The 26689-nt window shown below is 71.9% G+C and carries 22 protein-coding genes; 8 read left to right on the forward strand and 14 right to left on the reverse strand.

The window, feature by feature from the left end:
* The first annotated feature begins 33 nt into the window (after positions 1 to 33).
* Positions 34 to 531 (forward strand): MarR family winged helix-turn-helix transcriptional regulator, encoded by a 498-nt coding sequence (locus ACFTZC_RS02395; protein WP_382886066.1) that lies wholly within the window; start codon positions 34 to 36, stop codon positions 529 to 531.
* A 50-nt stretch (positions 532 to 581) separates the two neighbouring features.
* Here the strand turns inward: ACFTZC_RS02395 and ACFTZC_RS02400 are convergent, their stop codons facing one another.
* From ACFTZC_RS02400 to galT, 4 genes are all read right to left on the reverse strand, one after another.
* On the reverse strand, positions 582 to 1469 hold the full coding sequence (locus ACFTZC_RS02400; protein WP_382886697.1) for a LuxR C-terminal-related transcriptional regulator: 888 nt from the start codon (positions 1467 to 1469) through the stop codon (positions 582 to 584).
* A 341-nt stretch (positions 1470 to 1810) separates the two neighbouring features.
* Positions 1811 to 2983 (reverse strand): galactokinase, encoded by a 1173-nt coding sequence (gene galK, locus ACFTZC_RS02405; protein ID WP_382886699.1) that lies wholly within the window; start codon positions 2981 to 2983, stop codon positions 1811 to 1813.
* A gap of 119 nt (positions 2984 to 3102) precedes the next feature.
* Positions 3103 to 4080, reverse strand: coding sequence for a UDP-glucose 4-epimerase GalE (galE, locus tag ACFTZC_RS02410; RefSeq protein WP_382886068.1), 978 nt, complete (start codon positions 4078 to 4080; stop codon positions 3103 to 3105).
* Positions 4077 to 5120, reverse strand: a complete 1044-nt coding sequence (galT, locus tag ACFTZC_RS02415; protein ID WP_382886070.1) for a galactose-1-phosphate uridylyltransferase — start codon at positions 5118 to 5120, stop codon at positions 4077 to 4079. Before galT ends, galE begins: the two co-directional genes overlap by 4 nt.
* A gap of 162 nt (positions 5121 to 5282) precedes the next feature.
* Between galT and ACFTZC_RS02420 the strand changes: the two genes are divergently transcribed.
* Both ACFTZC_RS02420 and ACFTZC_RS02425 read left to right on the forward strand, forming a co-directional pair.
* On the forward strand, positions 5283 to 5693 hold the full coding sequence (locus ACFTZC_RS02420) for a hypothetical protein (protein ID WP_382886072.1): 411 nt from the start codon (positions 5283 to 5285) through the stop codon (positions 5691 to 5693).
* On the forward strand, positions 5690 to 6079 hold the full coding sequence (locus tag ACFTZC_RS02425; protein ID WP_382886073.1) for a hypothetical protein: 390 nt from the start codon (positions 5690 to 5692) through the stop codon (positions 6077 to 6079). Before ACFTZC_RS02420 ends, ACFTZC_RS02425 begins: the two co-directional genes overlap by 4 nt.
* Positions 6080 to 6108: 29 nt before the next feature.
* Here ACFTZC_RS02425 and ACFTZC_RS02430 read toward each other — a convergent pair whose 3' ends face one another.
* The 4 genes from ACFTZC_RS02430 to ACFTZC_RS02445 all read right to left on the reverse strand — a co-directional run bounded on the left by ACFTZC_RS02430 (position 6109) and on the right by ACFTZC_RS02445 (position 13084).
* Positions 6109 to 6825: a LuxR C-terminal-related transcriptional regulator gene (locus tag ACFTZC_RS02430; RefSeq protein ID WP_382886075.1), complete on the reverse strand. Its 717-nt coding sequence runs from the start codon at positions 6823 to 6825 to the stop codon at positions 6109 to 6111.
* Positions 6826 to 7132: 307 nt separating this feature from the next.
* A complete protein-coding gene (locus ACFTZC_RS02435; RefSeq protein ID WP_382886077.1) occupies positions 7133 to 8971 on the reverse strand; it encodes a PQQ-binding-like beta-propeller repeat protein in 1839 nt (612 codons plus the stop codon).
* 86 nt (positions 8972 to 9057) lie between these two features.
* Positions 9058 to 11007 carry a PQQ-binding-like beta-propeller repeat protein gene (locus ACFTZC_RS02440; RefSeq protein WP_382886079.1) on the reverse strand — a complete coding sequence of 650 codons (1950 nt, stop codon included), beginning with the start codon at positions 11005 to 11007 and terminating at the stop codon, positions 9058 to 9060.
* 253 nt (positions 11008 to 11260) lie between these two features.
* Entirely contained in the window at positions 11261 to 13084 is a 1824-nt protein-coding gene (locus tag ACFTZC_RS02445) for an ABC-F family ATP-binding cassette domain-containing protein (protein ID WP_382886081.1), read from the reverse strand.
* 153 nt (positions 13085 to 13237) lie between these two features.
* On the opposite strand from ACFTZC_RS02445, the gene ACFTZC_RS02450 reads away from it, so the two are divergent.
* From ACFTZC_RS02450 to ACFTZC_RS02460, 3 genes are all read left to right on the forward strand, one after another.
* On the forward strand, positions 13238 to 13537 hold the full coding sequence (locus tag ACFTZC_RS02450; RefSeq protein WP_382886083.1) for a hypothetical protein: 300 nt from the start codon (positions 13238 to 13240) through the stop codon (positions 13535 to 13537).
* Between the two features lie 130 nt (positions 13538 to 13667).
* Entirely contained in the window at positions 13668 to 15143 is a 1476-nt protein-coding gene (locus tag ACFTZC_RS02455; protein ID WP_382886085.1) for an alpha/beta hydrolase, read from the forward strand.
* Positions 15143 to 15694: a hypothetical protein gene (locus ACFTZC_RS02460; protein ID WP_382886087.1), complete on the forward strand. Its 552-nt coding sequence runs from the start codon at positions 15143 to 15145 to the stop codon at positions 15692 to 15694. The genes ACFTZC_RS02455 and ACFTZC_RS02460 overlap by 1 nt, the downstream gene beginning before the upstream one ends.
* Before the next feature lie 9 nt (positions 15695 to 15703).
* Here ACFTZC_RS02460 and ACFTZC_RS02465 read toward each other — a convergent pair whose 3' ends face one another.
* The 6 genes from ACFTZC_RS02465 to rsmI form a co-directional block, all read right to left on the reverse strand.
* The gene (locus ACFTZC_RS02465) at positions 15704 to 16636 is read right to left on the reverse strand and encodes a 4-(cytidine 5'-diphospho)-2-C-methyl-D-erythritol kinase (protein WP_382886089.1); all 933 of its coding nucleotides are present in this window, start codon (positions 16634 to 16636) and stop codon (positions 15704 to 15706) included.
* Positions 16633 to 17478, reverse strand: coding sequence for a 16S rRNA (adenine(1518)-N(6)/adenine(1519)-N(6))-dimethyltransferase RsmA (gene rsmA / locus ACFTZC_RS02470; protein ID WP_382886701.1), 846 nt, complete (start codon positions 17476 to 17478; stop codon positions 16633 to 16635). The genes ACFTZC_RS02465 and rsmA overlap by 4 nt, the downstream gene beginning before the upstream one ends.
* A gap of 134 nt (positions 17479 to 17612) precedes the next feature.
* Positions 17613 to 19034 (reverse strand): ubiquitin-like domain-containing protein, encoded by a 1422-nt coding sequence (locus ACFTZC_RS02475; protein WP_382886091.1) that lies wholly within the window; start codon positions 19032 to 19034, stop codon positions 17613 to 17615.
* 127 nt (positions 19035 to 19161) lie between these two features.
* A complete protein-coding gene (locus ACFTZC_RS02480; protein ID WP_382886093.1) occupies positions 19162 to 20031 on the reverse strand; it encodes a TatD family hydrolase in 870 nt (289 codons plus the stop codon).
* Between the two features lie 60 nt (positions 20032 to 20091).
* On the reverse strand, positions 20092 to 20604 hold the full coding sequence (locus ACFTZC_RS02485; RefSeq protein WP_382886095.1) for a hypothetical protein: 513 nt from the start codon (positions 20602 to 20604) through the stop codon (positions 20092 to 20094).
* Between the two features lie 128 nt (positions 20605 to 20732).
* Positions 20733 to 21599: a 16S rRNA (cytidine(1402)-2'-O)-methyltransferase gene (rsmI, locus tag ACFTZC_RS02490; protein ID WP_382886703.1), complete on the reverse strand. Its 867-nt coding sequence runs from the start codon at positions 21597 to 21599 to the stop codon at positions 20733 to 20735.
* Positions 21600 to 21787: 188 nt separating this feature from the next.
* Between rsmI and ACFTZC_RS02495 the strand changes: the two genes are divergently transcribed.
* Together ACFTZC_RS02495 and ACFTZC_RS02500 are read left to right on the forward strand one after the other, a co-directional pair.
* Positions 21788 to 23512: a dolichyl-phosphate-mannose--protein mannosyltransferase gene (locus tag ACFTZC_RS02495; protein WP_382886097.1), complete on the forward strand. Its 1725-nt coding sequence runs from the start codon at positions 21788 to 21790 to the stop codon at positions 23510 to 23512.
* A gap of 101 nt (positions 23513 to 23613) precedes the next feature.
* Positions 23614 to 26664 (forward strand): SpoIIE family protein phosphatase, encoded by a 3051-nt coding sequence (locus tag ACFTZC_RS02500; protein WP_382886099.1) that lies wholly within the window; start codon positions 23614 to 23616, stop codon positions 26662 to 26664.
* The last annotated feature ends 25 nt before the right edge of the window (positions 26665 to 26689 follow it).

Raw genomic sequence — 26689 nt, forward strand, 5'->3', positions numbered from 1 at the left:
CTTCATGTCGAGGGACCCTCTACACTGATCGGCATGGAGGATGAGGTCGACCGATTGGTGGCGGCATGGCGCCGAGAGCGCCCCGACCTCGACGTGGAGCCGCTGGAGGTGCTCAGCCGCGTGAGCAGGCTGGCCCGGCATCTGGACCGCGCGCGCCGGATCGCGTTCTCCGAGCACGGCCTGGAGCCGTGGGAGTTCGACGTGCTGACCTCGCTGCGCCGCGCCGGCGACCCGTACCAGCTCTCCCCCGGTCAGCTGCTGACCCAGACGCTGGTCACCTCGGGCACCATGACCAACCGGATCGACCGGCTGACGAAGAAGGGCCTGGTCGAGCGGTTGCCCGACCCCAGCGACCGGCGCGGGGTGCTGGTCCGGCTCACCGCCGAGGGGCGGGACCGCGCGGATCAGGCGCTCGCCGGGCTGCTCGCCCAGGAGCGCGCGATCCTCGCCGAGCTGTCCGGCGCGCAACGGGGCGAACTGGCGCGGCTGCTCCGCCAGTTGACCGCCCCGTTCGACAACGTCCCCGGCTAGCCGGGGAGTACGCGCCTCCGGTAAGGGGGTACGCGCGCCGATCCGTCTCGTCAGCCCGCCGAGGTGATCTGGCGCGGCACCAGGTCGACCGGGCCGACCCCCGCCCTGCGGGCCAGCGCCACCGCCGCCAGGGTGGAGTGCACGCCCAGCTTCCCCAGCACGTTCTGCATGTGCGTACGTACCGTGTGCGGGGAGAGGAAGAGGCGCTCCGCGACGGCCTTGCGCCCCAGGCCCGCGACCATGCAGCGCAGCACCTCGCGTTCGCGCGGGGTCAGCGACTCGACCAGGCGCTCGCTCTCCGTACGGTGCTTGCGCGCGGCCGTCAGCTCCCGCAGGACGCCCGTGAGCAGCGCGGGCGGCAGATGCGTCTCGTCACGCAGGACCCCCCGGACGACCGTGAGCAGGCGCTGCAGCGAGCAGTCCTTCGCGACCCAGCCGGAGGCACCCGCCTGGAGCGCCAGTGCGGCGCGGCGCGGGTCGTCCTTCTCGGCGAGTACGACCGTACGGACGGACGGCTGGCCCGAACGGACCCCGGCGACCAGGGAGATGCCGTCGACGGGCGCGCTCTCCCCGTGGTCCGGTACGGCGCGCGCGACCGGCGCCGGCAGGGCGGGCAGAGCGGTCGCCGCAGGCAACTGGACGGGCCCGCCGGGCCCGTGACCGTTCAGGTGGCCGCCCGCCGCGCCGTTCGCGAGGCCGCCGGCCCGCGCGCCACCTCCGGCCGGGACGATCCCGCCCGTCGCGGCGCCGAGATCGGCGTCGACCAGCATCACGTCGAATGTGCGCCCCTCCGCCGCCGCGCGGTCGAGACAGCGCATCGCCGCCGGACCGCTGCCTGCCGCCGCGACGTCGACATCCGGCTCGGCCGCGAGCGCGGCTGCCAGCGACTCCGCGAAAATGCGGTGGTCGTCCACCACCAGAACCCGGATACGTACCATGGACACCCCCTCAAGGTGGGGAGCGGACGGTGCGGGCACGGCGCCCGGCGTACGAGGATGCGTCAATGACGCGGCCGCCGCCACGTGTTGACTGATACCCCACCCCGGGCGTCGTACCCGCTTGTCTCCACCCCTGATCAGCACCGGCCCCCACCGGCGCTATGTGCATCAGCGTACGGGCGTCGGCCAGGAGGGGAAGGAATTTCACAGAACTCGTCGGCCTCGTTGTTTACGGTGAGACTGAAGTTTCGTATCGAGTCAGAAGTCGACAAATATCGACGCCTGTTGTTCGGTGGACGATCGATCGCGCGGCGGGTGACCGAGCGGCCGTTCCAGCCGGGTCACCCGCGGTGCGCGCCGCGCGACGGGATCGCCGGGAAGACGCGCGGCGCCGCGTACCCCGCCGCCGCGAACGCCTCGGTGACCGACTTCGCCACCGCGTCGGCCGCGTCCTCCTCGACCAGGACGATCGCCGAGCCGCCGAAGCCGCCGCCCGTCATCCGGGCGCCGAGCGCGCCGGCCGCCGTCGCCGAGCTGACCACCAGGTCCAGCTCCACGCAGGAGACCCGCAGGTCGTCGCGGAGCGAGGCGTGCCCCTCGGTGAGCACCGGGCCCACCGCGCGGACGTCGCCCGCGTCGAGCAGGGCGATGACCCGCTCGACCCGGTGGTTCTCGGTCACGACATGGCGGGTGTACGCGCGTACGGTCCCGCTCTCGCCCAGCGCCGCCAACCGGTCGAGGGCGGCGGGCAGTTCCGCGTACGCGATGTCCCGCAGCGCGGGCACCCCGAGCGCCCGCGCGCCCGCCTCGCACCCGGCGCGCCGCTCGGCGTACGCGCCGTCGCCCAGTTCGTGCTGGACCCGGGTGTCCACGACGAGCAGCCGCAGCCCCTTCGCGGCGAGGTCGAACGGCACCTGGCGCTGGGTCAGGTCACGGGTGTCCAGGTGGAGGGCGTGCCCCTCGGCGCAGCAGGCCGAGGCCATCTGGTCCATGACGCCGCACGGCACGCCGACGAAGTCGTTCTCGGCGCGCTGTGCGAGGACGGCCAGTTCGGTCGCGGTCAGGCCCAGTTCGTACAGGTCGTTCAGGGCGAGCGCGGTGACGACCTCCAGCGCGGCGGAGGAGGAGAGCCCGGCGCCGGTCGGGACGGTCGAGGCGAGGTGGATGTCGGCGCCGGCGACGGGGTGGCCCGCCTCGCGGAGCGCCCAGACGACGCCCGCGGGGTAGGCGGCCCAGCCGGTGTCGGAGAGCGGGACGAGAGCGGCGGCGTCGAGCTGGACGATGCCGCCGGGGATGTCGGCGGAGTGCACGCGCAGGACGTGGTCGGTCCGGCGGGACACGGCGGCGACGGCCCGGTGCGGCAGGGCCAGCGGCATGACGAAGCCGTCGTTGTAGTCCGTGTGCTCGCCGATCAGGTTGACCCGTCCCGGGGCGGCCCAGACGCCGTCGGGGGCGGCGCCGTAGAGCTGCCGGAACTGCTCGGCCACCCTCGCGCCGGCCTCGTCCGTACTCATGGTCGCGTCCGTGTCCGTGGTCGCGTCCGTGGCCTCGGCCGCTCCGCCGACGTTGGTGCCGCTCTCGCTCACCCTGGTTCTCCTTCGCTCGTGCGGGCTCGTGGAAGCCCTGGTGCTCGTCAGTGCTCGGGGCGCGCGAACGCCCACGCGTCCGCGACGATGCCCGCCAGGTCGGCGCGGCTCGGGGCCCAGCCCAGGCGGCGGTGCGCGGTCTCGGCGGAGGCGACGAGGACGGCCGGGTCGCCGTCCCGGCGCGCGGCCATGACCTCGGGGATCGGGTGGCCGGTGACCTTGCGTACGGTCTCGATGACCTCGCGGACCGAGAAGCCGTTGCCGTTGCCGAGGTTGCAGATCAGGTGCTCGCCACCGGTGGCGGCGTCGAGCGCGCGCAGGTGGGCCTCGGCGAGGTCCGCGACGTGAATGTAGTCGCGTACGCAGGTGCCGTCCGGCGTCGGGTAGTCGTCGCCGTAGACGGAGATCGACGGGCGGGTGCCGAGGGCGACCTGGAGGACGAGCGGGATGAGGTGCGACTCGGGGTCGTGGCGCTCGCCCGCCGTCACGCCGGAGCGCGCGGCGTACGCGCCGGCGACGTTGAAGTAGCGCAGGGAGACCGCCGCGAGGCCGTGCGCGGTGCACTCGGCGCCGATCATGTGGTCGACGGCGAGCTTCGTGGCGCCGTACGGGCTGGTGGGGGCGGTCGGGTCGGTCTCCGTGATGGGCGTGGAGACGGGCTCGCCGTAGGTCGCGGCGGTGGAGGAGAAGACCAGCTTGCGCACGCCGGCGGAGCGCATGGCGGAGAGCAGCGCCATGGAGCCGCCGACGTTGTTCTCCCAGTACTTCTCGGGCTTGGCGACGGACTCGCCGACCTGCGAGGACGCGGCGAAGTGGAGCACGGCGTCGTACGAGGAGTCGAGCCACCGGGCAGCGTCCTGGATGCGGCCCTCGATGAACTCGGCGCCCTCCGGGACCCCGGCGCGGAAGCCGGTGGAGAGGTCGTCGAGCACGGTCACCGCGTGCCCCGCCTCCAGCAGATGTGCGGCGACCACGCTGCCGACATATCCCGCACCGCCCGTGACCAGGTACTTCTTCGCGCTCACTCGCTTGCTACCTCTCGCAGTCGCTCGGCCGCGGCCTCCGGCGGCACATCGTTGATGAACACACTCATGCCGGATTCGGAACCCGCGAGGAATTTCAGCTTGCCGGAAGTGCGGCGGATGGTGAAAAGCTCAAGGTGAAGCGCGAAGTCGTCCCGTCCGGCGGCCCGGAAGGGGGCCTGGTGCCAGGCGGCGATGTACGGCGTGGGCGGTTCACCTTCGCCGAAGATCCGGTCGAAGCGCCTCAAGAGTTCCAGATAGATCTGTGGGAATTCTGTGCGCGCCGCGTCGTCGAGCCCCCGCAGGTCGGGGACGCGCCGCTTGGGGTGGAGGTGGATCTCGTACGGCCAGTGCGCGGCGTACGGCACGAACGCGACCCAGTGTTCGCCGTCGAGCACGATCCTGGCCCCGTCCGCGACCTCCTTCGCCACGAGGTCGTCGAAGAGGTTGCGGCCCGTCGCCTCGCGGTGCGCGGCCACGGAGCGGAGCATCAGCGCGGAGCGCGGGGTGACGAAGGGGTACGCGTAGATCTGCCCGTGCGGATGGGCGAGCGTCACCCCGATCTCGGCGCCGCGGTTCTCGAACGCGAAGACCTGCTCGACCTGCGGGAGTTCGGCCAGCTCGGCGGTGCGGTCGGTCCAGGCCTCCAGGACGAGGGCGGCCTGTTCGTCGCTGAGGTCGGCGAAGGACGCGTCGTGGTCGGAGGTGAAGCAGACGACCTCGCACCGCCCGGAGTCCCCGGCGAGGGACGGGAAGCGGTTCTCGAAGACGGCGACGTCGTACTCCGGCTCGGGGATCTCGCTGAGCCGGCCGTCCCGGGACGGGCAGAGGGGGCACTCGTCGGCGGGCGGGTGGTACGTACGGCCCTGCCGGTGCGAGGCGATGGCGACGGAGTCGCCGAGGAGGGGGTCGTGGCGTATCTCGGAGGTGGTGGCGACGGGGCCGAGCGGACGGCGGTCGGGGGCGTCGCGGACGGCGTCGTCCCGGGAGTCGTAATAGACGATCTCGCGCCCGTCGGCGAGTCGGGTCGACGTCTTCTTCACTACGGGACTCCCTCGCGCTCCAATCAAACAAAAGCGAACACAATAAATCACAAATCGACAGTCGAGGTCAAGAGGGAAGGGCTTTGAGATCGAGAGGGAAGAGTTCGGATCGGAAGCGAAGAAGGAACGTTACGGGGCGTATACGCGACGTATCCTGGTCGCGTGAAAGACGCAAAAGACGTGATGATCCGTGTCCCCGACACCGTCCGCGACCGCCTCGCCGTACTGGCGGAGTCCCGCTCCCTCTCCATCAGGGCCCTGCTCCAGGAGTTCGCGGAGTCCACTCTGACGCCCGAGGAACGGGAGGAGAGGGCCGCGGAGGCGCGGCAGTACCTCTCCGAACACTTCGGAGTGCTGGTCGGCGACGCCGACGAGACCGCGATGCAGCGGAAGATCGACGCGGCCTTCCACCGCGCGTACGCCGGCGGAACGGCGGAGGCCACCGAGCCCGCCGGAGCGGCCGGGGCCAACGGCGGGGCAGGGACCAACGGAGCAGCCGGAGCCAACGGAGCAGCCAGCACCGACGGCGCGGCCGGGACCGCCGGAACGAACGAGATCCAGGACGCCGCGTGAGCCTTCAGCACCTCATCCTCGACGATCCGACCCTGCTGGCCCTGGGCGGTGGGAACAGGCCCGCCTCGACCCTCGTCATGCGCGGTTACCGCAACCCCGATGTACGCCTCCTCGTCCCCACGCTCTGCCTCCTCGAAGCCGATCGCAAACGGGAGGGGGTCGGGGTCCACGCCGGCTCTCTGGACGCGTTACACACCGTCGACCTGGACTTCCCCGGAAGTCTCCAGGTCGCCGAACTGGCCCGGACGGGCGTGCCGATCGGCATCGCGCACGCCGCGGTCACGGCCACGCCGACAGCCGACCGCCCGGCCGGCGCGATCGTCGCCACAGTCGCCCCCGAGAACTACGAGGGCCTGCGCGTCACCGTCCTGGACCTCAACAAGTAGCCCGCCGGGCAAACTTCCGGGCCCGGCCCTCACCCGGTCCGGCCCGGTTCCGGGTCCGTCGGGGTCCGGGGGCGTGTCGTCAGTACGGCGGCGCGGTCCAGGAGGCCCGTGCGGGCCGCCAGCGCCGCGGCCTCCAGGCGGGAGCCGACGCCCAGTTTCATCAGGACGCGCTGCACATGGGTCCTGGCCGTGCTCGGCGCTATGCCCATGCCCGCCGCGATCAGCCGGGTGTCCTCGCCCTCCGCGACCCGGACGAGGACCTCGATCTCGCGCGGGGTGAGCATCCGCAGCAGCCGCTGGCCCTCGTCGTCCGGCTGGGCCGCCGGGTTGAGCAGTTCCGTGAACGCGCCCTGGAGGAGCTGCGGCGCGACCGCCGCCTCCCCCGCCCGTGCCTTGACCATGGCCCGCTCGACGCCCTCGATGCGCTCGTCGTGCCGTACGTAGCCGGACGCGCCGGCCGCGAACGCCGCCGCGATGCCGCGCGGGCTGGGCACCGGGCCCAGCACCACGACCGCCACCTGCGGGCGCTCCCGCTTGATCCGTACGATCGGGTCGAACGCGCCCGGCTCCGCCGGTGCCGCCGTACCCATCAGGCACACTTCCGGCGCCCTGCTCACCACCAGCTCCGCCACGCCCGCGGTCGGCGCCGCCGCCGCGAGCACCCGGTGCCCGCGCAGCTTCAGTGCGGAGGCGAGCGCCTCGGCAAGCAATCTGTGATCGTCGACCACCATGAGCCGCACGCCCATCGAGCAACCCCCATCCCCGCTGGTCCCTGGCCCCCCGGCCTCTGACCCGGCAAGCTACACGCTTGTTCGACATCGCGCGCCCCTTACCGGTCAGAAGCCCCCCGGATCAGCGAAATTCGTCCCGTTCAGGGCAAGTTGACCGCACATTCGGCCGTTCCGGGGACGCGAAAGGATCACTCTCCGATCATGCGTGAGCGGCCCCGCCGTCATCCGGCGGGGCCGCTCATCATGTCGTACGACGCGGGCCGTGAACGCCCGATCGGCGCATCCCGTCAGCGCCCGGTCAGGGCACCCGTCAGTGCACCCGTCAATGCACCGAGAACATCACCGCGAGGTATTCCTTGCGGCTGCTCGCGGTCGACGGCTCGCTCAGCATGACGTCCGAGATGAACAGCCGGCCGTCGCCGTAGAGGACCTCCGAGTAGTCCTCGCTGAAGCCGGTCTCCGCGTCACGGACCGACTCGTCGGACGGGTTCTGCATCAGCACCGTCTGCTTGAAGCTGCCGCCGTCGATGGAGACGATCTCGCCGCCCTTGTCGTACGGGGGCCGCTTGTAGGCGATGATGTTGTTGCCGTCCATGCGCAGCGGGGAGATCGTGTACGTGCCGCCCGCGTCGGCCCGGTCCGACGTGGTCTTCCCGGTGGCGAGGTCGTACGAGATGATCTCGTTCGTGTCGCCGTAGTCCTCGCCGGGCGCGTCGTGCTCCTCGGTCGGCAGGTAGAGCCGGTCGTTGCCGACCGCGAGGTGCTGGCACTTCTCGACCTCGGTGGCGCCGCACTCCGCCGCCATGTTCCCCGCGGGGAACTTGGCGCGCAGCTTGCCGGTCTTCTCGTCGATCGAGAAGAAGTCCGAGATGCTGCTGCCGCCGGTCGCGGTGTCACCGACGTCGGCCGCGACGACGAGCGGCTTGGTGGAGATGATGCCCGCGTAACTGACGCCGGCGGGCATCTTGAACGTCGAGATCACGGCGCCCGTGAGCGGGTTCACGTTCTGGATCGAGACCTGCGGGTCGTCGTACGAACCGCACTTGCGGGCCGCGACCAGCCCCTCGCCGCCGCCGTACCCCATGTCGTAGCAGCCCTCGGCGCTCACCTCGGGCTTCCAGCGGACCTTGCCGTCGGCGACGGCGAACGCCGCGCCACCGTCCGTGCCGCCCGCCGCGACCGTGTCTCCGCTGAGGGTGATCTCGCTGAAACGCACCTTATCGTCACCGGAGTTGGACCCCTGGACAGACTTGCTCCAGACCAGCTTGCCGGCCGCCAGGTCGATCACGCCGACCTCGGTGCACTGCTGGTAGTCCTTGCTGCTGGTGCGCTTGGCGGGCTCGAACGCGATCGCGGTCAGCTTCTCGTCCGTGACGTGCTTGGTCGCCGCGCATACCTGGCCGGCCAGCGGGATCGTCCAGAGCTGGGTGCCCTTGTCGCGGTCGTACCCGACGATCTGGTTGAGGCCCGTCTTCACATAGGCGGTGTCGGTGAGCCAGGAGCCGGTGACATCGGTGATGTCGGTGACCTTGGGCAGCGGGATCTGGTAGCCGACCGTGGACTTGGTGTTGGACGACGCCTTCTCCGAGCCGCCGCCCTCGACACCCTTGCCGCCCCCGGTGCCGCCCTCGGTGGAGCCGGACGAGCCGCCCTTGGCGTCGTTGTCGGACTCACCGCCGGAGGACGCGAACCAGATGCCGCCGCCGATGATCAGCACGACGGCGACGGCCGCGGCGACGATGATCTGCAGCTGCCGGTTCGGCTTCCTGCCGCCCCCGGGCGCGGCGGGGCCGCCCGGCCCACCGGGCATGCCGGGGGCCCCGTACGGACCTTGCTGCCCGTACGGACCCTGCTGGGCGTAGGGGGCTTGCTGCCCGTACGGAGCCTGCTGGGCGTACGGGCCTTGCGGCTGCCCCGGGTAGCCGTACCCCTGCGGGGGCGGGGGCGGGGGCGTCTGGGGCGGCGTCTGCGGATACCCGTACGCCGGGTCCTGTGGCGGCGGCGTCGGCGCTCCGAAACCACCGGGCGGCGGGTCCTGCGGGGCCCCGAACCCGCCCGCGGGCGGTTCCTGCGGGGCGCCGAATCCGCCCTGCGGCGGCTGGCCCGGCGGCGTCGGCGGCTGGCTGGGTGGCTGGTTGGGCGGCGGCGGTGGCTGCGTCATGAGCGTACGTACCTCGGAAAAGTCGGAAGGGAGAGGAAGTGAGGAGAAGAGAAGAGGAAGACGGAGCGGGGACGCGACGCGTGACGTCAGTCGCCGAAGGCCATCATCGTCTTCGTCTGCAGTTCCTCTTCGTCGTTGCTCGCGCTGACGCGGCCGCTGGTCAGATAGAACCGGCCGTCCGCATAGAGGTACTTCGCCGAGTAGAAGGAGCTCTCGATCTGGGACGTCGAGGCCGGGTGCTGCTGGATCGTCTTCGGGTCGCCGCCGGTCGGCTCGATCGTCGCGACCGCGCCGCCCGTGTCGTACGAGGCGTCCATGTAGAGGAGGACCTTGCCGCCCTCCATGCGCAGCGGCGTCATCGTCCGGCCCTCGGGCGCCTTGGAGCGCCACTTGGGCTTCCCGGTGTCCAGGTTGAAGGCGATGACCTCGTTGGTACGCGAGCTGGAGCCCGAGTCGGGCGCGGTCGCGATGTAGAAGCTGCTCGCGTCCGCGGCGACCCCGACGCAGCCCTCCAGGTTCTGGCCGAAGACGATGAAGCTGCCACCGCAGTTCGGCTGGAACTTGTCCTTGCCGCCGTCGAGCTGCGAGCGCAGGGTGCCGTTCGCGGTGAGCCCGAGGATGCTCCAGGTCTTCTCGTCGCTGTTCTCCACCGAGATGACGAGCGGGTCGAGGGAGTAGACCTTCTGGAGGTCCCAGCCCTTCGTGAGCCGGTACGACCACTTGGCCTTGCCGGTGGCCGGGTCCAGCTCCGAGACCCGCTTGTCCTCCAGGCCGCAGTCCATGCCGGCGATCAGCTTGGCGCCGCCGGCGAACGACTCGGGCTGGCAGTCGCCGTCCTGCTTGCCGAAGAGCTCCTTGCCGTCGCTGACGCGGTAGCCGTCGGAGTTGCTGGAGCGGCCTACGGCGACGGTGTCCCCGCTGATGGCCAGCGTCAGTTCACTGACGAAGTCCCAGGTCCCGTGCTGGGCGACCGTCTTCTTCCAGCCGGCCTTGCCGGTGGTGAGGTCGATCATCTGGAGCTGTGTGCACTTCGACTTCTCGGTGTTGGAGTCCTCGAAGGCGATGACGATCTTGCCGTCGTCCGTCGCCGAGTGGGGCGCGGCGCACACGGGGGCGCTGGTCGGGATCGTCCACTTCTTCTTGCCGTCGCTCGCGGAGTAGCCGACGACCGACTTGTACATGGCCTTGACGACGGTGTCGCCGACGAGCCACGGGCCGTACACGTCGGAGCCGTTGCGCGGCAGGTCCACGTCGTTGGTCTGGAGCCAGGCGATCTTGGACTCGCCGTCCTTGCGCCCGGCGTTGAGGTCGTCGTCCGCCTCCCGGCCGCTGCCGCTGCCGTCGCCCGTGTCGACGTCGCCGTCGGAGCCCGAGCCGGAGGAGTCGTCGGGCTTCGCGCCCTCGCTCTTGTTCGCGACCGGGTTCTTCCCCTGGCCGCCGTCGTCACCGCTGAGGGCGAACCACGTACCGCCGCCGACCACCAGCAGTCCGGCGACGGCCGCCGCGACGATGACTCCGGGCTTCCCCTTAAGGAAGTTCTTCCCGCCGGGGCCGCCGGGGCCGCCCGGGTGGCCGCCGTAGGGGGCGGTGGGCGCACCGGGCTGGGAGGGATAGCCGTATCCGGGCTGAGGGTTGTACGGGCCCGGCTGCTGACCGTACGGACCCGGCTGCTGCTGGTACGGTCCCGGCGCCTGGTTGTACGGTCCCGGCTGCTGACCGTACGGTCCCGGCGCCTGGCCGGGTGCCTGCGGGTAGCCGTATCCGGGCTGACCGCCGGGCGGCGTCTGCGGGTATCCGTATCCGGGCTGCGCGGCGGGCGCGGGCGGCGCCTGGGGCGGCTGCGCGGGCGCCTGCGGCGGCTGGGCCGGCATCTGCGGCGGCTGGGCCGGCATCTGCGGCGGCTGCGCGGGCGGCGTCGGCGGCTGGGCCGGCGGCTGCGCTCCCCCGTACGGCGAACCCTGAGGCGCCCCCTGCGGCGGATCCTGCGGAGCTCCGAAGCCCCCCTGCGGCGGTTGCTGGCTGGGTGGCTGGGTCATCAGCGCTTTCCCCCTGTTTTGCTGCGGATCACGACCCGGTCGGACTCCCCCGCGATCCCGGTGGCCGGACAGAACGGTCGGCCGGAATGGAGCGATTCGGGCATGGGTTCCGCATCGTCACATCAGTCGAGCGGGGCTTCTTTCTATCACTCGGACGGACGTACGGGACGGGCCGGTCCGCCCCTGTTCCCAAGGGAGGACCGGCCCGTGACGCGCTCGTTATGCGCTCTGCACACCGTCTCTACGCATCCTGCTAGGCCTCCTCCGCCAGCTCCAGCCAGCGCATTTCCAACTCGTCGCGCTCGGCCTTGAGTTCACGGAGCTGCGCGTCCAGTTTCGCCACCTTCTCGAAATCTGTGGCGTTATCGGCGATCTGCTGGTGGAGGGTCTTCTCCTGGCCGTCCATCTTGGCGACCTGCCGCTCGATCTTCTGGAGCTCCTTCTTCGCGGCACGGTTGTCCTTGGCCGAAACCGGCCCGCCGTCGGTCGGCGCGGCAGCCGCGGACGTCGACGCGGACACGGACGCCGGGACGGCGGACTCGACGAGCCTGCGGCGGCGCTCCAGGTACTCGTCGATCCCGCGCGGCAGCATCCGCAGGGAGCGGTCCCCGAGGAGCGCCATCACCTTGTCGGTGGTCCGCTCGATGAAGAACCGGTCGTGGGAGATGACGACCATGGAGCCGGGCCAGCCGTCGAGCAGGTCCTCCAGCTGGTTGAGCGTCTCGATGTCGAGGTCGTTGGTGGGCTCGTCGAGGAAGAGGACGTTCGGCTCGTCCATCAGCAGCCGCAGCAGCTGGAGCCGGCGCCGCTCGCCGCCGGAGAGGTCACCGACCGGCGTCCACTGCTTCTCCTTCGTGAAGCCGAACTGCTCGCAGAGCTGGCCCGCGGTCATCTCCCGGCCCTTGCCGAGGTCGACCCGGTCCCGTACCTGCTGGACCGCTTCGAGCACCCGCAGGGTCGGCTTCAGCTCGGTGACCTCCTGCGAGAGGTACGCCAGCTTCACCGTCCGGCCGGCGACGATCTTCCCGGCCGCGGGCTGTACGTCGCCCTGGCTGCGCGCGGCCTCGGCGAGGGCGCGCAGCAGCGAGGTCTTGCCCGCGCCGTTGACACCGACCAGGCCGATCCGGTCGCCGGGGCCGAGCTGCCAGGTGAGGTGGGCGAGCAGGACCTTGGGGCCGGCCTGGACGGTGACGTCCTCCAGGTCGAAGACGGTCTTGCCGAGACGGGCGTTGGCGAACTTCATCAGCTCGGAGGTGTCGCGCGGCGGCGGCACGTCGGCGATCAGCTCGTTGGCCGCCTCGACGCGGAAGCGCGGCTTCGACGTACGGGCCGGGGCGCCGCGGCGCAGCCAGGCCAGCTCCTTGCGGACCAGGTTCTGCCGCTTGGCCTCCTCCGTCGCCGCGATGCGCTCGCGCTCGGCGCGGGCGAAGACGTAGTCGGAGTAGCCGCCCTCGTACTCGTGGACGGCTCCGCGCTGGACGTCCCACATCCGGGTGCAGACCTGGTCGAGGAACCACCGGTCGTGCGTGACGCAGACGAGCGCGGAGCGGCGGGCGCGCAGGTGCTCGGCGAGCCAGGCGATGCCCTCGACGTCGAGGTGGTTGGTCGGCTCGTCGAGAATGATCAGCTCCGGCTCGCCGATCAGCAGCTTGGCGAGCGCGATCCGCCGCCGCTCACCGCCGGAGAGCGGCGCGATGACGGTGTCGAGCCCCTGCGGGAACCCGGGCAGGTCGAGCCCGCCGAAGAGCCCGGTGAGCACATCGCGGATCTTGGCGTTCCCGGCCCACTCGTGGTCGGCGAGATCACCGATGACCTCGTGCCGGACGGTGGCGGCCGGGTCGAGCGAGTCGTGCTGCGTCAGCACACCGAGCCGCAGCCCACCACTGTGGGTGACCCGCCCCGTATCGGTCTCCTCCAGCTTGGCGAGCATCCGGATGAGGGTGGTCTTGCCGTCCCCGTTCCGCCCGACGACACCGATCCGGTCCCCCTCGGAGACGCCGAGGGAGACACCGTCGAGCAGCGCACGGGTGCCGTACACCTTGGTGACTGCCTCGACATTGACCAGATTGACCGCCATCAACGCTCCTGTACGGGGAAACTCGACCGAAGGTCGATCGACGTACCAGCGTAGTCGCCCCGACGGACACCACGGCCTGAGGTGGTTCACGGCTCCCGCATAGGATCGCGCGTAGCACAGAGTCATGGCGCGACATCGGAGGGTGAGGATCACGTGACCCACGACCTCGATATTTCCGCGGGCGAGTTGAGGGCTTCGGCCGGGGCGGCGGACACCCTGGCGACGGATCTCCGGCCGCTCCTGAAGAGGGCGGTGGACGACCTGGCCGCCGCCTCGACTTCCTTACGCGACTGGACCGCCGGCCCGCGGCTGGAGGAGACCGGCGAGGGCTGGGGCAGCGCACTCGGCGCGCTCCGCGACGACCTCACCCAGCATGCGCGGGGACTGCGGCTGCTGGCGAACGGCCACGACATCACGGAACGGGAAGTCCTCACTTCCTTCAGGGGCTGGTGAGGCGGCCGTCATGCCGGAGCACTTCAGACGCCTGTTCACGCAGGACTTCGCGGATCTGGAAGCGGCGGTCTCCTCCTGGGGGAAGCTCGCCGAGGCGCTGGGCAGGACCCGGACGGACAGCGGCAGGAGGGTGACCGGCCCGCTCCACCAGGCGAACTGGACGGGCCTCGGCGCGACGTGCGGCTTCGGAGCGATGGAGGCCACCGAGAGCAGACTGGGCACGGCGCAGCTCGACGCCCAGCTGATCACCACGCTCCTGGACACCCTCGGGACGAGGATGGCGTCGGCCCAGTACAGCCTGCGCACCGCGGTGGCCGACGCCGAGGCTGCGGGGCATACGGTCCGGGACGACGGCTGGGTGGAACCGAAACAGCCCCTCGCCCCCGAGCACCACAACGACCCGGACCACGCGGCCCTCCAACAGAAGGCCAACGCCGGACTCGGCGGCTTCCGCGCCCGCATCGACCAGGCCCTGACGGACGCCGAAACCGCCAGCCACCGGGCGGCCGAACTCCTCCACCGGATCGACCCGTTCGACCTGGACAAGCGCTACGGCGGCGCGAACGCCCAGGAAGACGCCGCACGGGTCGCCGAGTTCGCCGGGATCAGCCGGACGGACATCCCGGACGGCAAGGACCCGAGGCAGGCGGCGGAGTGGTGGGCCGCCCTGGGCGAGGACGATCAGCGCTTCCACCTGGCCGCGTTCCCGGACCAGCTCGGCGCGCTGGACGGCCTGCCGGCGACTGCACGGGACCAGGCCAACCGGACGGTGCTGGACATGAAGCTGAACGATTACGCGCTGCGGGAGGGCAGCCTCGGCTATCAGGAGCGAAGCCATTTCCGCTCCTTGAGTTCCCTCAAGGACGGCCTGGAAAAGGCGGACACCGGCCCTGCCCACAAAAAGCAGTATCTGCTCGGCTTGAGCACGGAGGGAGACGGGCGCGCGATCGTGGCGATCGGCAACCCGGACACGGCCAGGCACACGGCGGTCCAGGTCCCGGGCACGGATACCCAGTTGGAGAATTTCGGGGGACAGCTCGACCGGGTCGAGAAGTTGCAGAGTGCGGCGGGACGCTGGAGCGGCGGAGGACCGAAGGACATCTCCACCGTGGCTTGGCTGGGCTACGACGCCCCGGAAATCAACAACAGCGTCACCACCGACGGTCGAGCGCTGGACGGAGCCGAAGACCTCCGTAACTTCACGCACGGCCTCCGCGCCGCCCACGAAGGCGAACGATCACACTTGACTGTCCTCGCCCACAGTTACGGATCCACCACCGCCGGAGCCGCAGACGCAGGAGGCCAGGGGCTGGACACAGACAACATGGTGGTCGTGGGAAGCCCTGGCCTGACGGTCGACCGCGCTGATCAACTGCACATCGACCTGGAACACCTGTGGGTGGCTGCCGCCTCCGACGACTTCGTTTCCAACCGGACCTCTGGCCTCACCCTGGGTGAAGATCCGAAAGAGTCGGGGTTCGGTGCCCAGCGGATGCACGTGGACACCAGCGGACACAGCGGTTACTGGGATGACGGCAGCCAGAGTTTGAACAACCAGGGCCGCATTATCGCCGGCAAAGACCCGAAGAATGAAGGAGAAGGCTGATGGCTCTGAAACGGCTCACCTTCTCACCTGTACCGAATCGAAGCGCAACCGCTCTGGTTCTCGCTCTGCTGCTGGGAGGCTGCGGCATGTCCGCCGACGGAATCAACAACCCGCTGCCCCGGATGAGCAAGGAGAAGGCCGAAGAGTGGGCGAGGCACTGGACCGAATCCATGGCACGAACCGCCCAGGCCGAGATCCAGCCTCAGACCGACCCCGATGTTCCCGCAGCGAACTTCACCAATTGCGTCGGAAAAAACAACGAGTCCGCCGATGACGGCCGATTCGCTCTCGACTACAGCGTGCGCGCCAAACTCCCCAAGGCGCAGCACGCCGAGGCCATCCGCGCGATCAGAGACACCCTCACGGAGAAGGGCTTCGAGATCCAGGGCTACCGATCCGACTCGAGCAAAGACCCGGCGAACCTGGTGGATGCGAAGCATCCCAAGGACCGCCAGTTCGTCTCGGCGGGCGACGTGACCGACGAACTCCTCGTCCTGATCGTCACCACCCCCTGCCTCCTCCCGCCCCACGCCGAGCAGCAGCAGTTCTGAGACCGCAGCTCAGTAGCCGTTGAGCAGTCCCTCCAGCACCGTGGCGCCCCGCGCCGGAGAGGCCGCCACCCGGGTGGTGCGGCAGGTGCCCGAGGCCAGTAGTGCCTCGGCCAACTCGGCGGCCGATTCGCGCGACTTGGCGAGGAAGGCCGTCGTCGGGCCCGAGCCGGATACCAGGGCGGCCAGCGCGCCGGCCGTCGTGCCCGCCGCCAGGGTGTCCGCCAGGGAGGGGCGCAGGGCGAGGGCGGCGGGCTGGAGGTCGTTGGCCAGGGTGCCCGCCAGCGCGGCGGCGTCGCCGGTGCGGAGGGCGTCGAGCAGCGCCGGGTCCGCGGCCGGAGGCGGTACGGGGGTACCGGCGGTGAGGCGGTCGAACTCACGGAAGACGGTGGGCGTGGACAGCCCGCCGTCCGCGACCGCGAACACCCAGTGGAAGACGCCGCCGACGTCGAGGGGCGTGAGTTGTTCCCCGCGCCCGGTGCCGAGCGCCGCGCCGCCGATCAGGCTGAACGGTACGTCGCTGCCCAGCTCGGCGCAGATCGAGAGGAGTTCGTCCCGCGAGGAGTTCAGCGACCAGAGCGCGTCGCAGGCCAGCAGGGCGCCCGCGCCGTCCGCGCTGCCGCCCGCCATGCCGCCGGCGACGGGGATGTCCTTGGCGATGTGGATGTGGACGGACGGATCGATGCCATGGCGCTGCGCCAGCGCGAGCGCGGCGCGCGCCGCGAGGTTCGTCGCGTCCAGGGGGACCTGGCCGGCGTCCGGGCCCTCACAGGTGATCCGGAGCGTGTCGGCGGGCGTGACCGTGATCTCGTCGTACAGGCCGACGGCGAGGAAGACGTTCGCCAGGTCGTGGAAGCCGTCGGGACGCGCGGCGCCCACGGCGAGCTGGACGTTGACCTTGGCGGGGACCCGTACCCGTACCCGTATGCGATCGGAAGGTGTCACGCGCCCGCCCCCTTCGACTCCGCGATCCGCGCGAACTCCTCCACCGTCAGCGACTCGCCGCGCGCCTGCGGCGAGACGTCCGCCGCGACCAGCGCCGCCTCCGCCGCCGGGGCCGAGCCCGCCCAGCCCGCGAGCGCCGCCCGCAGGGTCTTGCGGCGCTGCGCGAAGGCCGCGTCGACGACCGCGAAGACCTCGGCCCTGGACGCCGTCGTCTTCACCGGTTCCGTCCGGCGTACCAGCGATACCAGCCCGGAGTCGACGTTGGGCGCGGGCCAGAAGACGGTGCGGCCGATGGCGCCCGCCCGCTTCACGTCCGCGTACCAGTTGGCCTTGACCGACGGCACCCCGTACACCTTGTTGCCCGGCGCCGCGGCCAGCCGGTCGGCGACCTCGGACTGGACCATGATCAGGGTGCGCTCGATGGTCGGGAAGTGCTCCAGCATGTGCAGCAGCACGGGGACGGCGACGTTGTACGGCAGGTTCGCGACCAGCGCGGTCGGCGCCGGGCCCGGCAGTTCCCGTACCAGCATCGCGTCCGAGTGGACCAGCGCGAACCGCTCGGCGCGGGCCGGCATCCGGGCGGCGATCGTCGCGGGCAGGGCGGCCGCCAGGGTGTCGTCGATCTCCACCGCCGTCACCCGGTCCGCCGCCTCCAGCAGCGCCAGCGTCAGCGAGCCGAGCCCGGGGCCGATCTCCACGACGACGTCGTCGGGGCGCACCTCGGCGGTGCGGACGATCCGGCGGACGGTGTTGGCGTCGATGACGAAGTTCTGCCCGCGCTGCTTGGTCGGGCGGACGCCGAGCGCCGCCGCCAGTTCACGGATGTCCGCGGGCCCCAGCAGGGCGTCCGGCGCGGTGGCCGAAGGTGCCGACGGGGCGGGTGGGGCAGATGCGGCGGACGGGGCGTCGGAGGGGACGCCGGGGCCGCCGGAAGGGACGCCGGAGGAGGCGTCGGGGACGCCGGGCTCAGTGGTGCTCACCCGGTCAGCCTACGGCCGCAGTGCGGCCACGGGCTCGCCCCCCGCTGTACGTACAGCTTCTTCGCGCGGTACGTCTGCTCGGCGGCCGGGGCGTCCTGGGGCCGTCCGCTGCCGCCGAGGGCCTGCCACGTGCCGGTGTCGAACTGGTAGAGCCCCCCGTAGTTCCCCGACGGGTCGACGGCGTCCGGCCGGCCGCCCGACTCGCAGGCGGCGAGCCCGGACCAGTTCAGCCCGTCCGCGCCCGCCACGGAGTCCGGCAGCGTCTTCGTCCCGACCCTGACCCGCTGGGTGACCGGCGCGCGCACCGTCTCCGTGCGGATCCGGCGCGGCTTCTGCCGTACGCCGTTGACGGTGCGCAGGGCGTACGTGATCCGGCGGGCGCCCTGGTGCCCGAGTTGGTCAACGACCTCCGTGCCGCGCGGCAGCGTGGAATCGGCGGTTCGTACGGTCTCGTACGGGACGGGCTCCTCGCGGGTCTCCTCGCCCGCCGTGACGCGCAGGACCGTGACCGTCTGGCCGTCGCGCGGGAAGCTGCCGCCCGGTACGGAGGTGGTGTCCTGGCCGCGCAGCGCGATCCCGGCCTCGGCGAGCGCCTCGGCCACGGTCGCCGCGTTCGTACGGACCGGGTGCTCGCGGCCGTCGGCGAGGAAGGTCAGGGCGCGCTCGGTCCGTACGTCCAGCGCCAGGCCGTGCCGGGCGATGGCGGCGGAACGCGACACGGAGAGGTACGCGCCCTCCGCCCGCACCCCGAGCTGGCGCAGCGCGCCGTCGACCGTGCGCGCCGTGGTCCAGACGCGGTGGCGCCGCCCGTCGAGGGTGAGCAGGAGGGGGCGGCCGTGGCGGACGACGACCTCGTCGCCGTTGGCGAGCAGGGCGCCGGGCGCGGGGGCGACGACGTCGTGCGTGCCGATGTCGACGCCCTCGTGCGCGAGCAGTTCCCCGACATCGCCGGCGAAGGTGTGCATGGTGCGCGGTTCGCCGTCGACGCTGAGCCGTACGGCCTTGTCGTGGACGAGGAAGGCGGAGGTGCCGCCCGCCAGGAAGGCAACGACGAGGGCCTGCGGGACGAGCCGGCGCAGGTTCTCCGGGGCGGCGGGGGCGGCCGGGGGCTTACGGCGCCGGGACTGACCGCGCCGGGCGGGCGCCGGCGCGCGGCCGGGCGCGGGCACGGGGCCGGACGGCGGTGCGGCCCCCGGCGCGGACTGCTGGCGGGGAACGGTCGGCTCCGCCGCCTCCGCGCGCCCGGCGGACGGCGGCGCGCCCTCCAGCGTCACGGTGCCGGAAGCCGTGCCGGAGGCGGCACCTGAACCGGCGCCGGAAGCGACGACGGAGGCCGATCCGGAAGCGGCTGCGGAACCGGCGTCGGAACCGCGGCGCCCGCCGCGTGTCGCACGGTGACTGCCCTGTGCACTGCTCACGACGCTCCACGGGGATCCGGTGCGGGATGCCCCCGGACACTAGCGGAGCTTCGGTCACTCTCCAAAGCGGCTCGGCTACGCACCGTACGCACCCACACAGGGGTGCGGTTCCGCAGGCTCAGCAGGCTCAGTAATCGAACGCCCGGGCCGTGTTCCGCGCGATCGCCTCCGCCATCGCGTCCTCGCCGATCCCCCGCACCTCGGCCATGGCCCGCAGGGTGACGGGAATGAGATACGGCGCATTCGGCCGCCCGCGAAAGGGCGCGGGAGTGAGGAATGGGGCGTCGGTCTCGACCAGCACCAGGTCGAGCGGCGCTACGGTGAGCGCGTCACGCAACGATTGAGCGTTTTTGAAGGTGACATTTCCAGCGAAAGACAGGTAATAACCGGCAGCGGCACAGATCTTCGCCATTTCCGCGTCACCGGAATAGCAATGGAAAATCGTGCGCTCCGGAGCGCCTTCCTCGGCCAGGATTCGGAGCACATCGGCGTGCGCCTCGCGGTCGTGGATCACGAGCGCCTTTCCGTGGCGCTTGGCGATCTCGATGTGCGCGCGGAACGAGCGTTCCTGCGCCGCCCGGCCCTCGGGGCCCGTACGGAAGTGGTCGAGCCCGGTCTCGCCGACGGCCCGTACCCGCTCCAGCGCGGCCAGCGCGTCGATCTCGGCCAGCGCCTCGTCCAGCGCCGCGTCGCCGCCGCCGGCCCGGGCGCCCTGGCGTGACCAGCCGTCCGGGTCGCCGTGCACGATGCGCGGCGCCTCGTTGGGGTGGAGCGCGACCGCCGCGTGGACGGTGTCGTACGCCGCGGCCGTCTCGGCGGCCCAGCGCGATCCCTTGACGTCGCACCCCACCTGGACCACCGTCGTCACCCCGACCGAGGCGGCCTTCTCCAGGGCCTCCGCGACGGTGCCTTCCTGCATGTCCAGGTGGGTGTGCGCGTCCGCGACCGCCACCCCGAGGGGCTCGGGCAGCGGCGGCGGAGCTTGCTTCGAACTCATGGACGCGATCCTACGGGGAGCCCTCCGGAAGCGGATCCGCCGCGGACCGGGCCCGTGCGATCACGTGCGGTGATGGTGCTGGAACGGGTGCAGGAGGTCGGAGAGATGCCAGTGGTGGTGGCTCCCGGCGGGCTCTTCGGCAGGCTTTTCCGTGGACGGCTCCGGCGTCCCCCCGGACGGTCCGGCGGATATCTCCTCCGGCGGCTGCCCTGACATGCCCGCGCCCCCCGCGCCCTCGGCCGCCTTGGCGGCCTCCTCCGCCTTTGCCGCCTTGTCCGCCTTCTGGGCCTTCGCCGTCTTCGCCGGGTGGTGCTGCTCGGTCATCAGCGCCCGGACCGACGAGACCTGCCCGGACCTCATGATGCGGACGACATGGCCGCCGCAGTTCTGACAGGTCGGGCTGGAGAGCGGGGAGGGAACCCGCACCCCCTCCGTCTTGTACACGACGACATTCTGGCCCGAGCCGTCGACATGATGCTCTATGTCATAAGCCTGCTCCCAGCCGTGCCCACAGCGCATGCAACAAAAGGCATATGCCTCGTGGGCTACGGCCGTGCCCGTGATCTCACTCATGCCAGCTCCTCTCCACTGACCCAGTGGACGCCTTCGAAGGCGGGAGCGCATCAGCGCCTGTCGATTATTGGATGGGTCTTGGCCTTCTCATGTCCCAATGACCCGGCACGCGGTCTGCGCTTTACATTTCACGATAGTCCTTTACCTTCCGCGGGGGCCGTGCGCGCCGCGTTTTTTGACGCGACGACAGCATCGAACACCTCCCGCTTGGGCAGCCCCGCCTCGACGGCGACCGCGGCGATGGCCTCCTTGCGCCGCTCCCCCGCCTCCTCCCTCACCCGTACCCGCCGCACCAGCTCGGCCGGGTCGAGATCGCCGGGCACCGGCTCCGGGGCGCCCGCCACGACGACGGTGATCTCGCCCCGTACGCCCTCGGCCGCCCACGCCGCCAGCTCGCCCAGCGGGCCGCGCCTGACCTCCTCGTACGTCTTGGTCAGCTCGCGGCAGACAGCGGCCCCGCGGTCGGCGCCGAAGACCTCGGCCATCGCGGCGAGCGTGTCGTCCAGCCGGTGCGGGGCCTCGAAGTAGACGAGCGTGCGCCGCTCACCGGCGACCTCGCGCAGCCTGCTCAGCCGCTCGCCCGCCTTGCGCGGCAGGAACCCCTCGAAGCAGAAGCGGTCCACGGGCAGCCCGGAGAGCGCCAGCGCGGTCAGCACCGCGGAGGGCCCCGGCACCGCCGTGACCCGGATGCCGCGCTCGACCGCCGCCGCCACCAGCCGGTAACCGGGGTCGGAGACCGACGGCATGCCCGCGTCCGTGACCAGCAGCACCCGCGCCCCGCCCGCCAGCGCCTCGACCAGCTCGGGCGTCCGCGCGGACTCGTTGCCCTCGAAGTACGACACGACCCGCCCCCGGGTGTGCACCCCCAGCGCCTGGGTGAGCCGGCGCAGCCGCCGGGTGTCCTCCGCGGCGATCACATCGACGGACTCCAGTTCGGCGGCGAGCCGGGGCGGCGCGTCCGTGACATCGCCGATGGGCGTGCCCGCGAGGACCAGCGTCCCGGCGCCGTCCGGGGAGGCCCCGGAAGGGGACCCCGAGGGGGTCGCATCGGGTGCGGGCGCGGGTGCCGACGGGGTGGTGGAGGAGTGTGCCGACGGGGTTGTTCCAGGCGTTGCAGTCACATCCGCCATCCTCGCAGGGCGGGCGGCACCCCTCGCACAGCGGCGTTCCCTACGATGGCGCGGTGACCAGTACTGCGCCAGAAGCCCTCCAGGGGCCCGACGCCGACGAGAAGCAGCCCTCATGGCCTCAGCGGCTGCGCCGATTCGGCCATGCCCCGCGCCCGGTGACGGGCCTGCGTGAGCGCCTGGTGCCGCCGTACACCCGGCCCTCGGACCGGCTGTGGGCCGTGCTCGGGGTCCCTGCCCCGCTGGCCGGGCGGCTGGTCCGCTGGTCCGGGTGGGGCGGCCCGGCCCTGGTCGCGCTGGTCGCCGGGGTGCTGCGGTTCTGGAACCTGGGCCGGCCCAAGGCGGTGATATTCGACGAGACGTACTACGCCAAGGACGCCTGGTCCCTGATCAACCAGGGGTACGAGGGGAGCTGGCCCAAGGACGTCGACACGTCGATCCTCAAGGACCCGTCCTCCGTCCCGGTGCCCACCGACCCCGGCTATGTGGTGCATCCACCGGTCGGCAAGTGGGTCATCGGCCTCGGTGAGCACTTCTTCGGCTTCACCCCGTTCGGCTGGCGCTTCATGGTGGCGGTGCTCGGCACGCTCTCCGTGCTGATGCTCTGCCGGATCGGCCGCCGGCTCTTCCGCTCCACCTTCCTGGGGTGCCTGGCGGGCGCGCTGCTCGCGGTGGACGGCCTGCACTTCGTGATGAGCCGCACGGCCCTCCTCGACCTCGTGCTGATGTTCTTCGTGCTGGCCGCGTTCGGCTGTCTGCTGATCGACCGCGACCGGGCCAGAATCAGGCTGGCGGCGGCGCTCCCGGTGGACGAGGAGGAGGGCGTGCTGCGCCCGGACGCCTCGGTCGCGGAGGGGCTGCGGCTGGGGTGGCGGCCGTGGCGGCTGGCGGCCGGAGTGATGCTGGGCCTGGCCTTCGCGACGAAGTGGAACGGGCTCTACATCCTGACCGCGTTCGGGATCATGACCGTCCTGTGGGACGTGAGCGCGCGGCGCACGGCGGGCGCGGTACGGCCGTACCTGGCGGTGCTGAGGCGGGACATCGTCCCCGCGTTCTTCTCGACGGTGCCGGTCGCGCTCGCCACGTACCTCGCCTCGTGGACCGGCTGGATCGTCACCGACAAGGGGTACTTCCGGAACTGGGCCACGACCGCGGGCAAGGGCGGCAACTGGACGTGGCTGCCCGACTGGGTGCGCAGCCTGTGGCACTACGAGTACGAGGTGTACCAGTTCCACGTCAACCTGACGTCCGGCCACACCTACCAGTCGAACCCCTGGAGCTGGATCGTCCTGGGCCGCCCGGTCTCGTACTTCTACGAGGACCCGGCCCCCGGACAGGACGGCTGCCCCGCGTCGACGGCCGGGAAGTGCGCCCGCGAGGTCCTGGCGATCGGCACGCCGCTGCTGTGGTGGGCGGGCGCCTTCGCGCTCTGCTACGTCCTGTGGCGCTGGTTCTTCCGCCGTGACTGGCGCGCGGGCGCGATCGCCTGCGCGGTGGCGGCGGGGTGGGTCCCCTGGTTCCTCTACCAGGAGCGGACGATCTTCCTCTTCTACGCGGTGGTCTTCGTCCCGTACCTCTGTCTGGCCGTGGCGATGATGATCGGGGCGATCCTGGGCCCGCAGGGTTCGGACGAACGGCGCAGGACGATAGGGGCGGTCGGCGCGGGGGTGCTGGTCCTGCTGATCGTCTGGAACTTCATCTATTTCTGGCCGCTGTACACGGGCGAGGCGATCCCGCTGGAGTCGTGGCGCAACCGGATGTGGCTGGACACCTGGGTGTAGCGGCGGGCCGGCACCGGAGCAACGGACGTGGGTGCGGAGCCCGTCCACAGGGCGGGCGGACAGCAGTCGCCACCCGCCGGAGTTGGTGCAATTCTGTCGGTATGGCCCGACGTCCAGGGGAGCCCCGGCCCTCAACCGGCCCCCGGTCCTGGTGGCGGGCCGGGTCCGGGGCACGGGCGAAGTCCGGGGCGGGCACGGAGTCCGGGGCAGGCACGGAGTCCGGGGCGGGCACGGAGTCCGGGGGGCGTACAGAGTCCGGGACGCGCAAGGAGTCCCGGGGGCGGGCCCGATACCGGCCTCGCACCCCCTTCTGGCAGCGGCTCACCTGGCCGCGGGTCGGTGACAGCAGCGTCGCGGGGCAGGTCTTCGTCTTCCAGGCCGTGATCGTGCTGCTGCTGGTGGCCGCCGCCGCGACCGCCGTCGTCCTCCAGGCCCACCGGGACAGTGAGAAGGAGGCGACGAATCGTTCCCTCGCCGTCGCGCAGACCTTCGCGAACTCCCCCGGGATCGTGGCGGCGCTGCGCTCCCCCGACCCGACCGCGATCCTCCAGCCCCGCGCGGAGGCCGCGCGGAAGCTGTCCGGCGTCGACTTCGTCGTGGTCCTGAACAAGCAGGGCATCCGCTACACCCACCCCAACCCCGCCCGGATCGGCCAGCACTTCATCGGCACCTACCGACCCGCGGTGGAGGGCCACACCGTCACCGGGAAGAGCCCGGGCACGCTGGGCCCCGCCGTGTACGCGGTGGTACCGGTCTTCGCCCCCAGCGGGAAGGTCGTCGGCCTGGTCTCCGCCGGGATCACCGTCGCCAAGGTCAGCTCCGCGGTGGAGGAACAGCTCCCGGTGCTCCTCGGCGCGGCCGCCGGCGGCCTGCTGCTGACCACCGCCGGGACGGTGTTCATGAACCGCCGGCTGCGGCGGCAGACCCACGGGCTCGGACCGGCCGAGATGACCCGGATGTACGAGCACCACGACGCGGTCCTGCACGCCGTACGGGAGGGGGTGCTGATCGTCGGCGGCGACGGCCGGCTGCTGCTCGCCAACGACGAGGCGGCCCTCCTGCTGGACCTGCCGCGGTTCCCCGAGGGCCGGCATGTCACGGAGCTGGGGCTCGCCCCGGAGGCGACGCGGCTGCTCACCTCCGAGCGGGTAGCCGACGACGAGGTGGTGACCACCGGGGACCGGCAGCTCGTGGTCAACCGCCGCCCCACCGACCAGGCCGGCGGCCCCGCGGGCTGGGTGACCACGCTGCGCGACTCCACCGAACTGCGCGCGCTCTCCGGGCGCGCCGAGACGGCCCGCGGCCGGCTCACCCTGCTCTACGAGGCGAGCACGCAGATCGGCACCACCCTGGACGTCACACGGACGGCCGAGGAGCTGGCCCGGGTGGCCGTCCCCCGCTTCGCCGACTTCGTCACCGTCGATCTCGCCGAACCCGTCCTGCGCGGCAAGGAGCCGGGCCCCGCGACCGCCGACGGGGACGGGCTGCGCCGGATCGCCCTGCACGGCGTCGCGGACGACTCGCCGCTCTACCGGGTCGGCGTGGAGTTCAGCCTGATGGAGTCCACCCCGCAGAGCGAGAGCCTGGCCAGCGGGGAGCCGGTGCTCACCACCGACCTGCACTCCTCGGACACCTGGAGCCTGCACGACCCGGAGCGCGGCGAGCTGCTGCTGGCGTACGGATTCCACTCCTTCATCACCGTTCCGCTGCTGGCCAGGGGCGTACTCATGGGGATGGTGAACTTCTGGCGCGGGCAGCGCCCCGAGCCCTTCGAGCCGGACGACCTCTCCCTGGCCGGCGAGCTGGCCGCCCGCGCGGCCGTGTGCATCGACAACGCCCGCCGCTACACGCACGAGCACACGATGGCGGTGGTGCTCCAGCACAGCCTGCTGCCCAACCGCCTCCCGGACCAGACCGCCCTCGACCTCGCCTACCGCTATCTGCCCGCCGAGTCCGGTGTGGGCGGCGACTGGTTCGACGTCCTCACCCTGCCGGGCGCGCGGGTGGCGCTGGTGGTGGGCGACGTGGTCGGGCACGGGCTGCACGCCGCCGCGACGATGGGGCGGCTGCGGACCGCGGTCGCCAACTTCTCGGCGCTCGACCTGCCGCCCGAGGAACTGCTCGGGCATCTGGACGAGCTGGTCAGCCGGATCGACGAGGAGGAGGGCGGATACGACCCGGAGGCCGCCGAGGCCGACGGGGCCACCGAGACCGCGGGGATCGGCCCCGTCGACTCCTCCCGGGTGGCGTCCGGCGCCTCCCGTGCCCCGGACGCCGCACGGCCCCCGGGCTCCCCCGACTCCCCCCATCTCTCCGACTCCTCCCGGAGCGCCGAGGACACCGCCCAGCTCTCCGGGGGCAGAACCCCGGTCACCGGGGCCACCTGCGTGTACGCGGTCTACGACCCGGCCTCGGGGCGCTGCACGGTGGCCCGCGCCGGGCACCCGCCGCCCGCCCTCGTCCACCCGGACGGCACCGCCGAGTTCCTGGAGCTGCCGGCCGGGCTGCCGCTCGGGCTCGGCGGGCTGCCGTACGAGACGACGGAGTTCACGCTGCCGGAGGGCAGCCGGCTGGTGCTGTACACGGACGGGCTGGTCGAGGACCGCAGGTGGGACATCGACGTAGGTCTGGAGCGGCTGCGTACGACGCTCGCCGGGACGACCGGACCGGACCCGGAGGCGACCTGCGAGTCGGTGCTCGCCGCGCTGGTCCCCGACCGGCCGGGGGACGACATCGCCGTACTCGTCGCCCGTGTCCGCCGGATCGAGGCGGACCGGATCGCCGAGTGGAGCGTGCCGCCCGACCCGGCCGCGGTGGCCGGCGTACGCGCCGAGGTCAGCCACCGGCTCACCGAATGGGGGCTGGAGGAGGCGGCGTTCACCACCGAGTTGGTGCTGAGCGAGCTGATCACCAACGCGATCCGGTACGCCACGGGGCCCATCGGGGTCCGGCTGCTGCGGGACCGTACGCTGATCTGCGAGGTCTCCGACACCAGCTCCACCTCCCCGCATCTGCGCACCGCCGCGGCCACCGACGAGGGCGGGCGGGGGCTCTTCCTGGTCGCCCAGTTCGCCGACCGCTGGGGGACCCGCTACACGGCGGGCGGCAAGGTCATCTGGACGGAGACGGCGCTGCCCCGCGGCGGCGGCTGAGCACGGTCGCGAAGAGCGACGGCGG

Source organism: Streptomyces sp. NPDC056987 (assembly GCF_042673865.1).
In the GTDB taxonomy this organism is placed as follows: domain Bacteria; phylum Actinomycetota; class Actinomycetes; order Streptomycetales; family Streptomycetaceae; genus Streptomyces.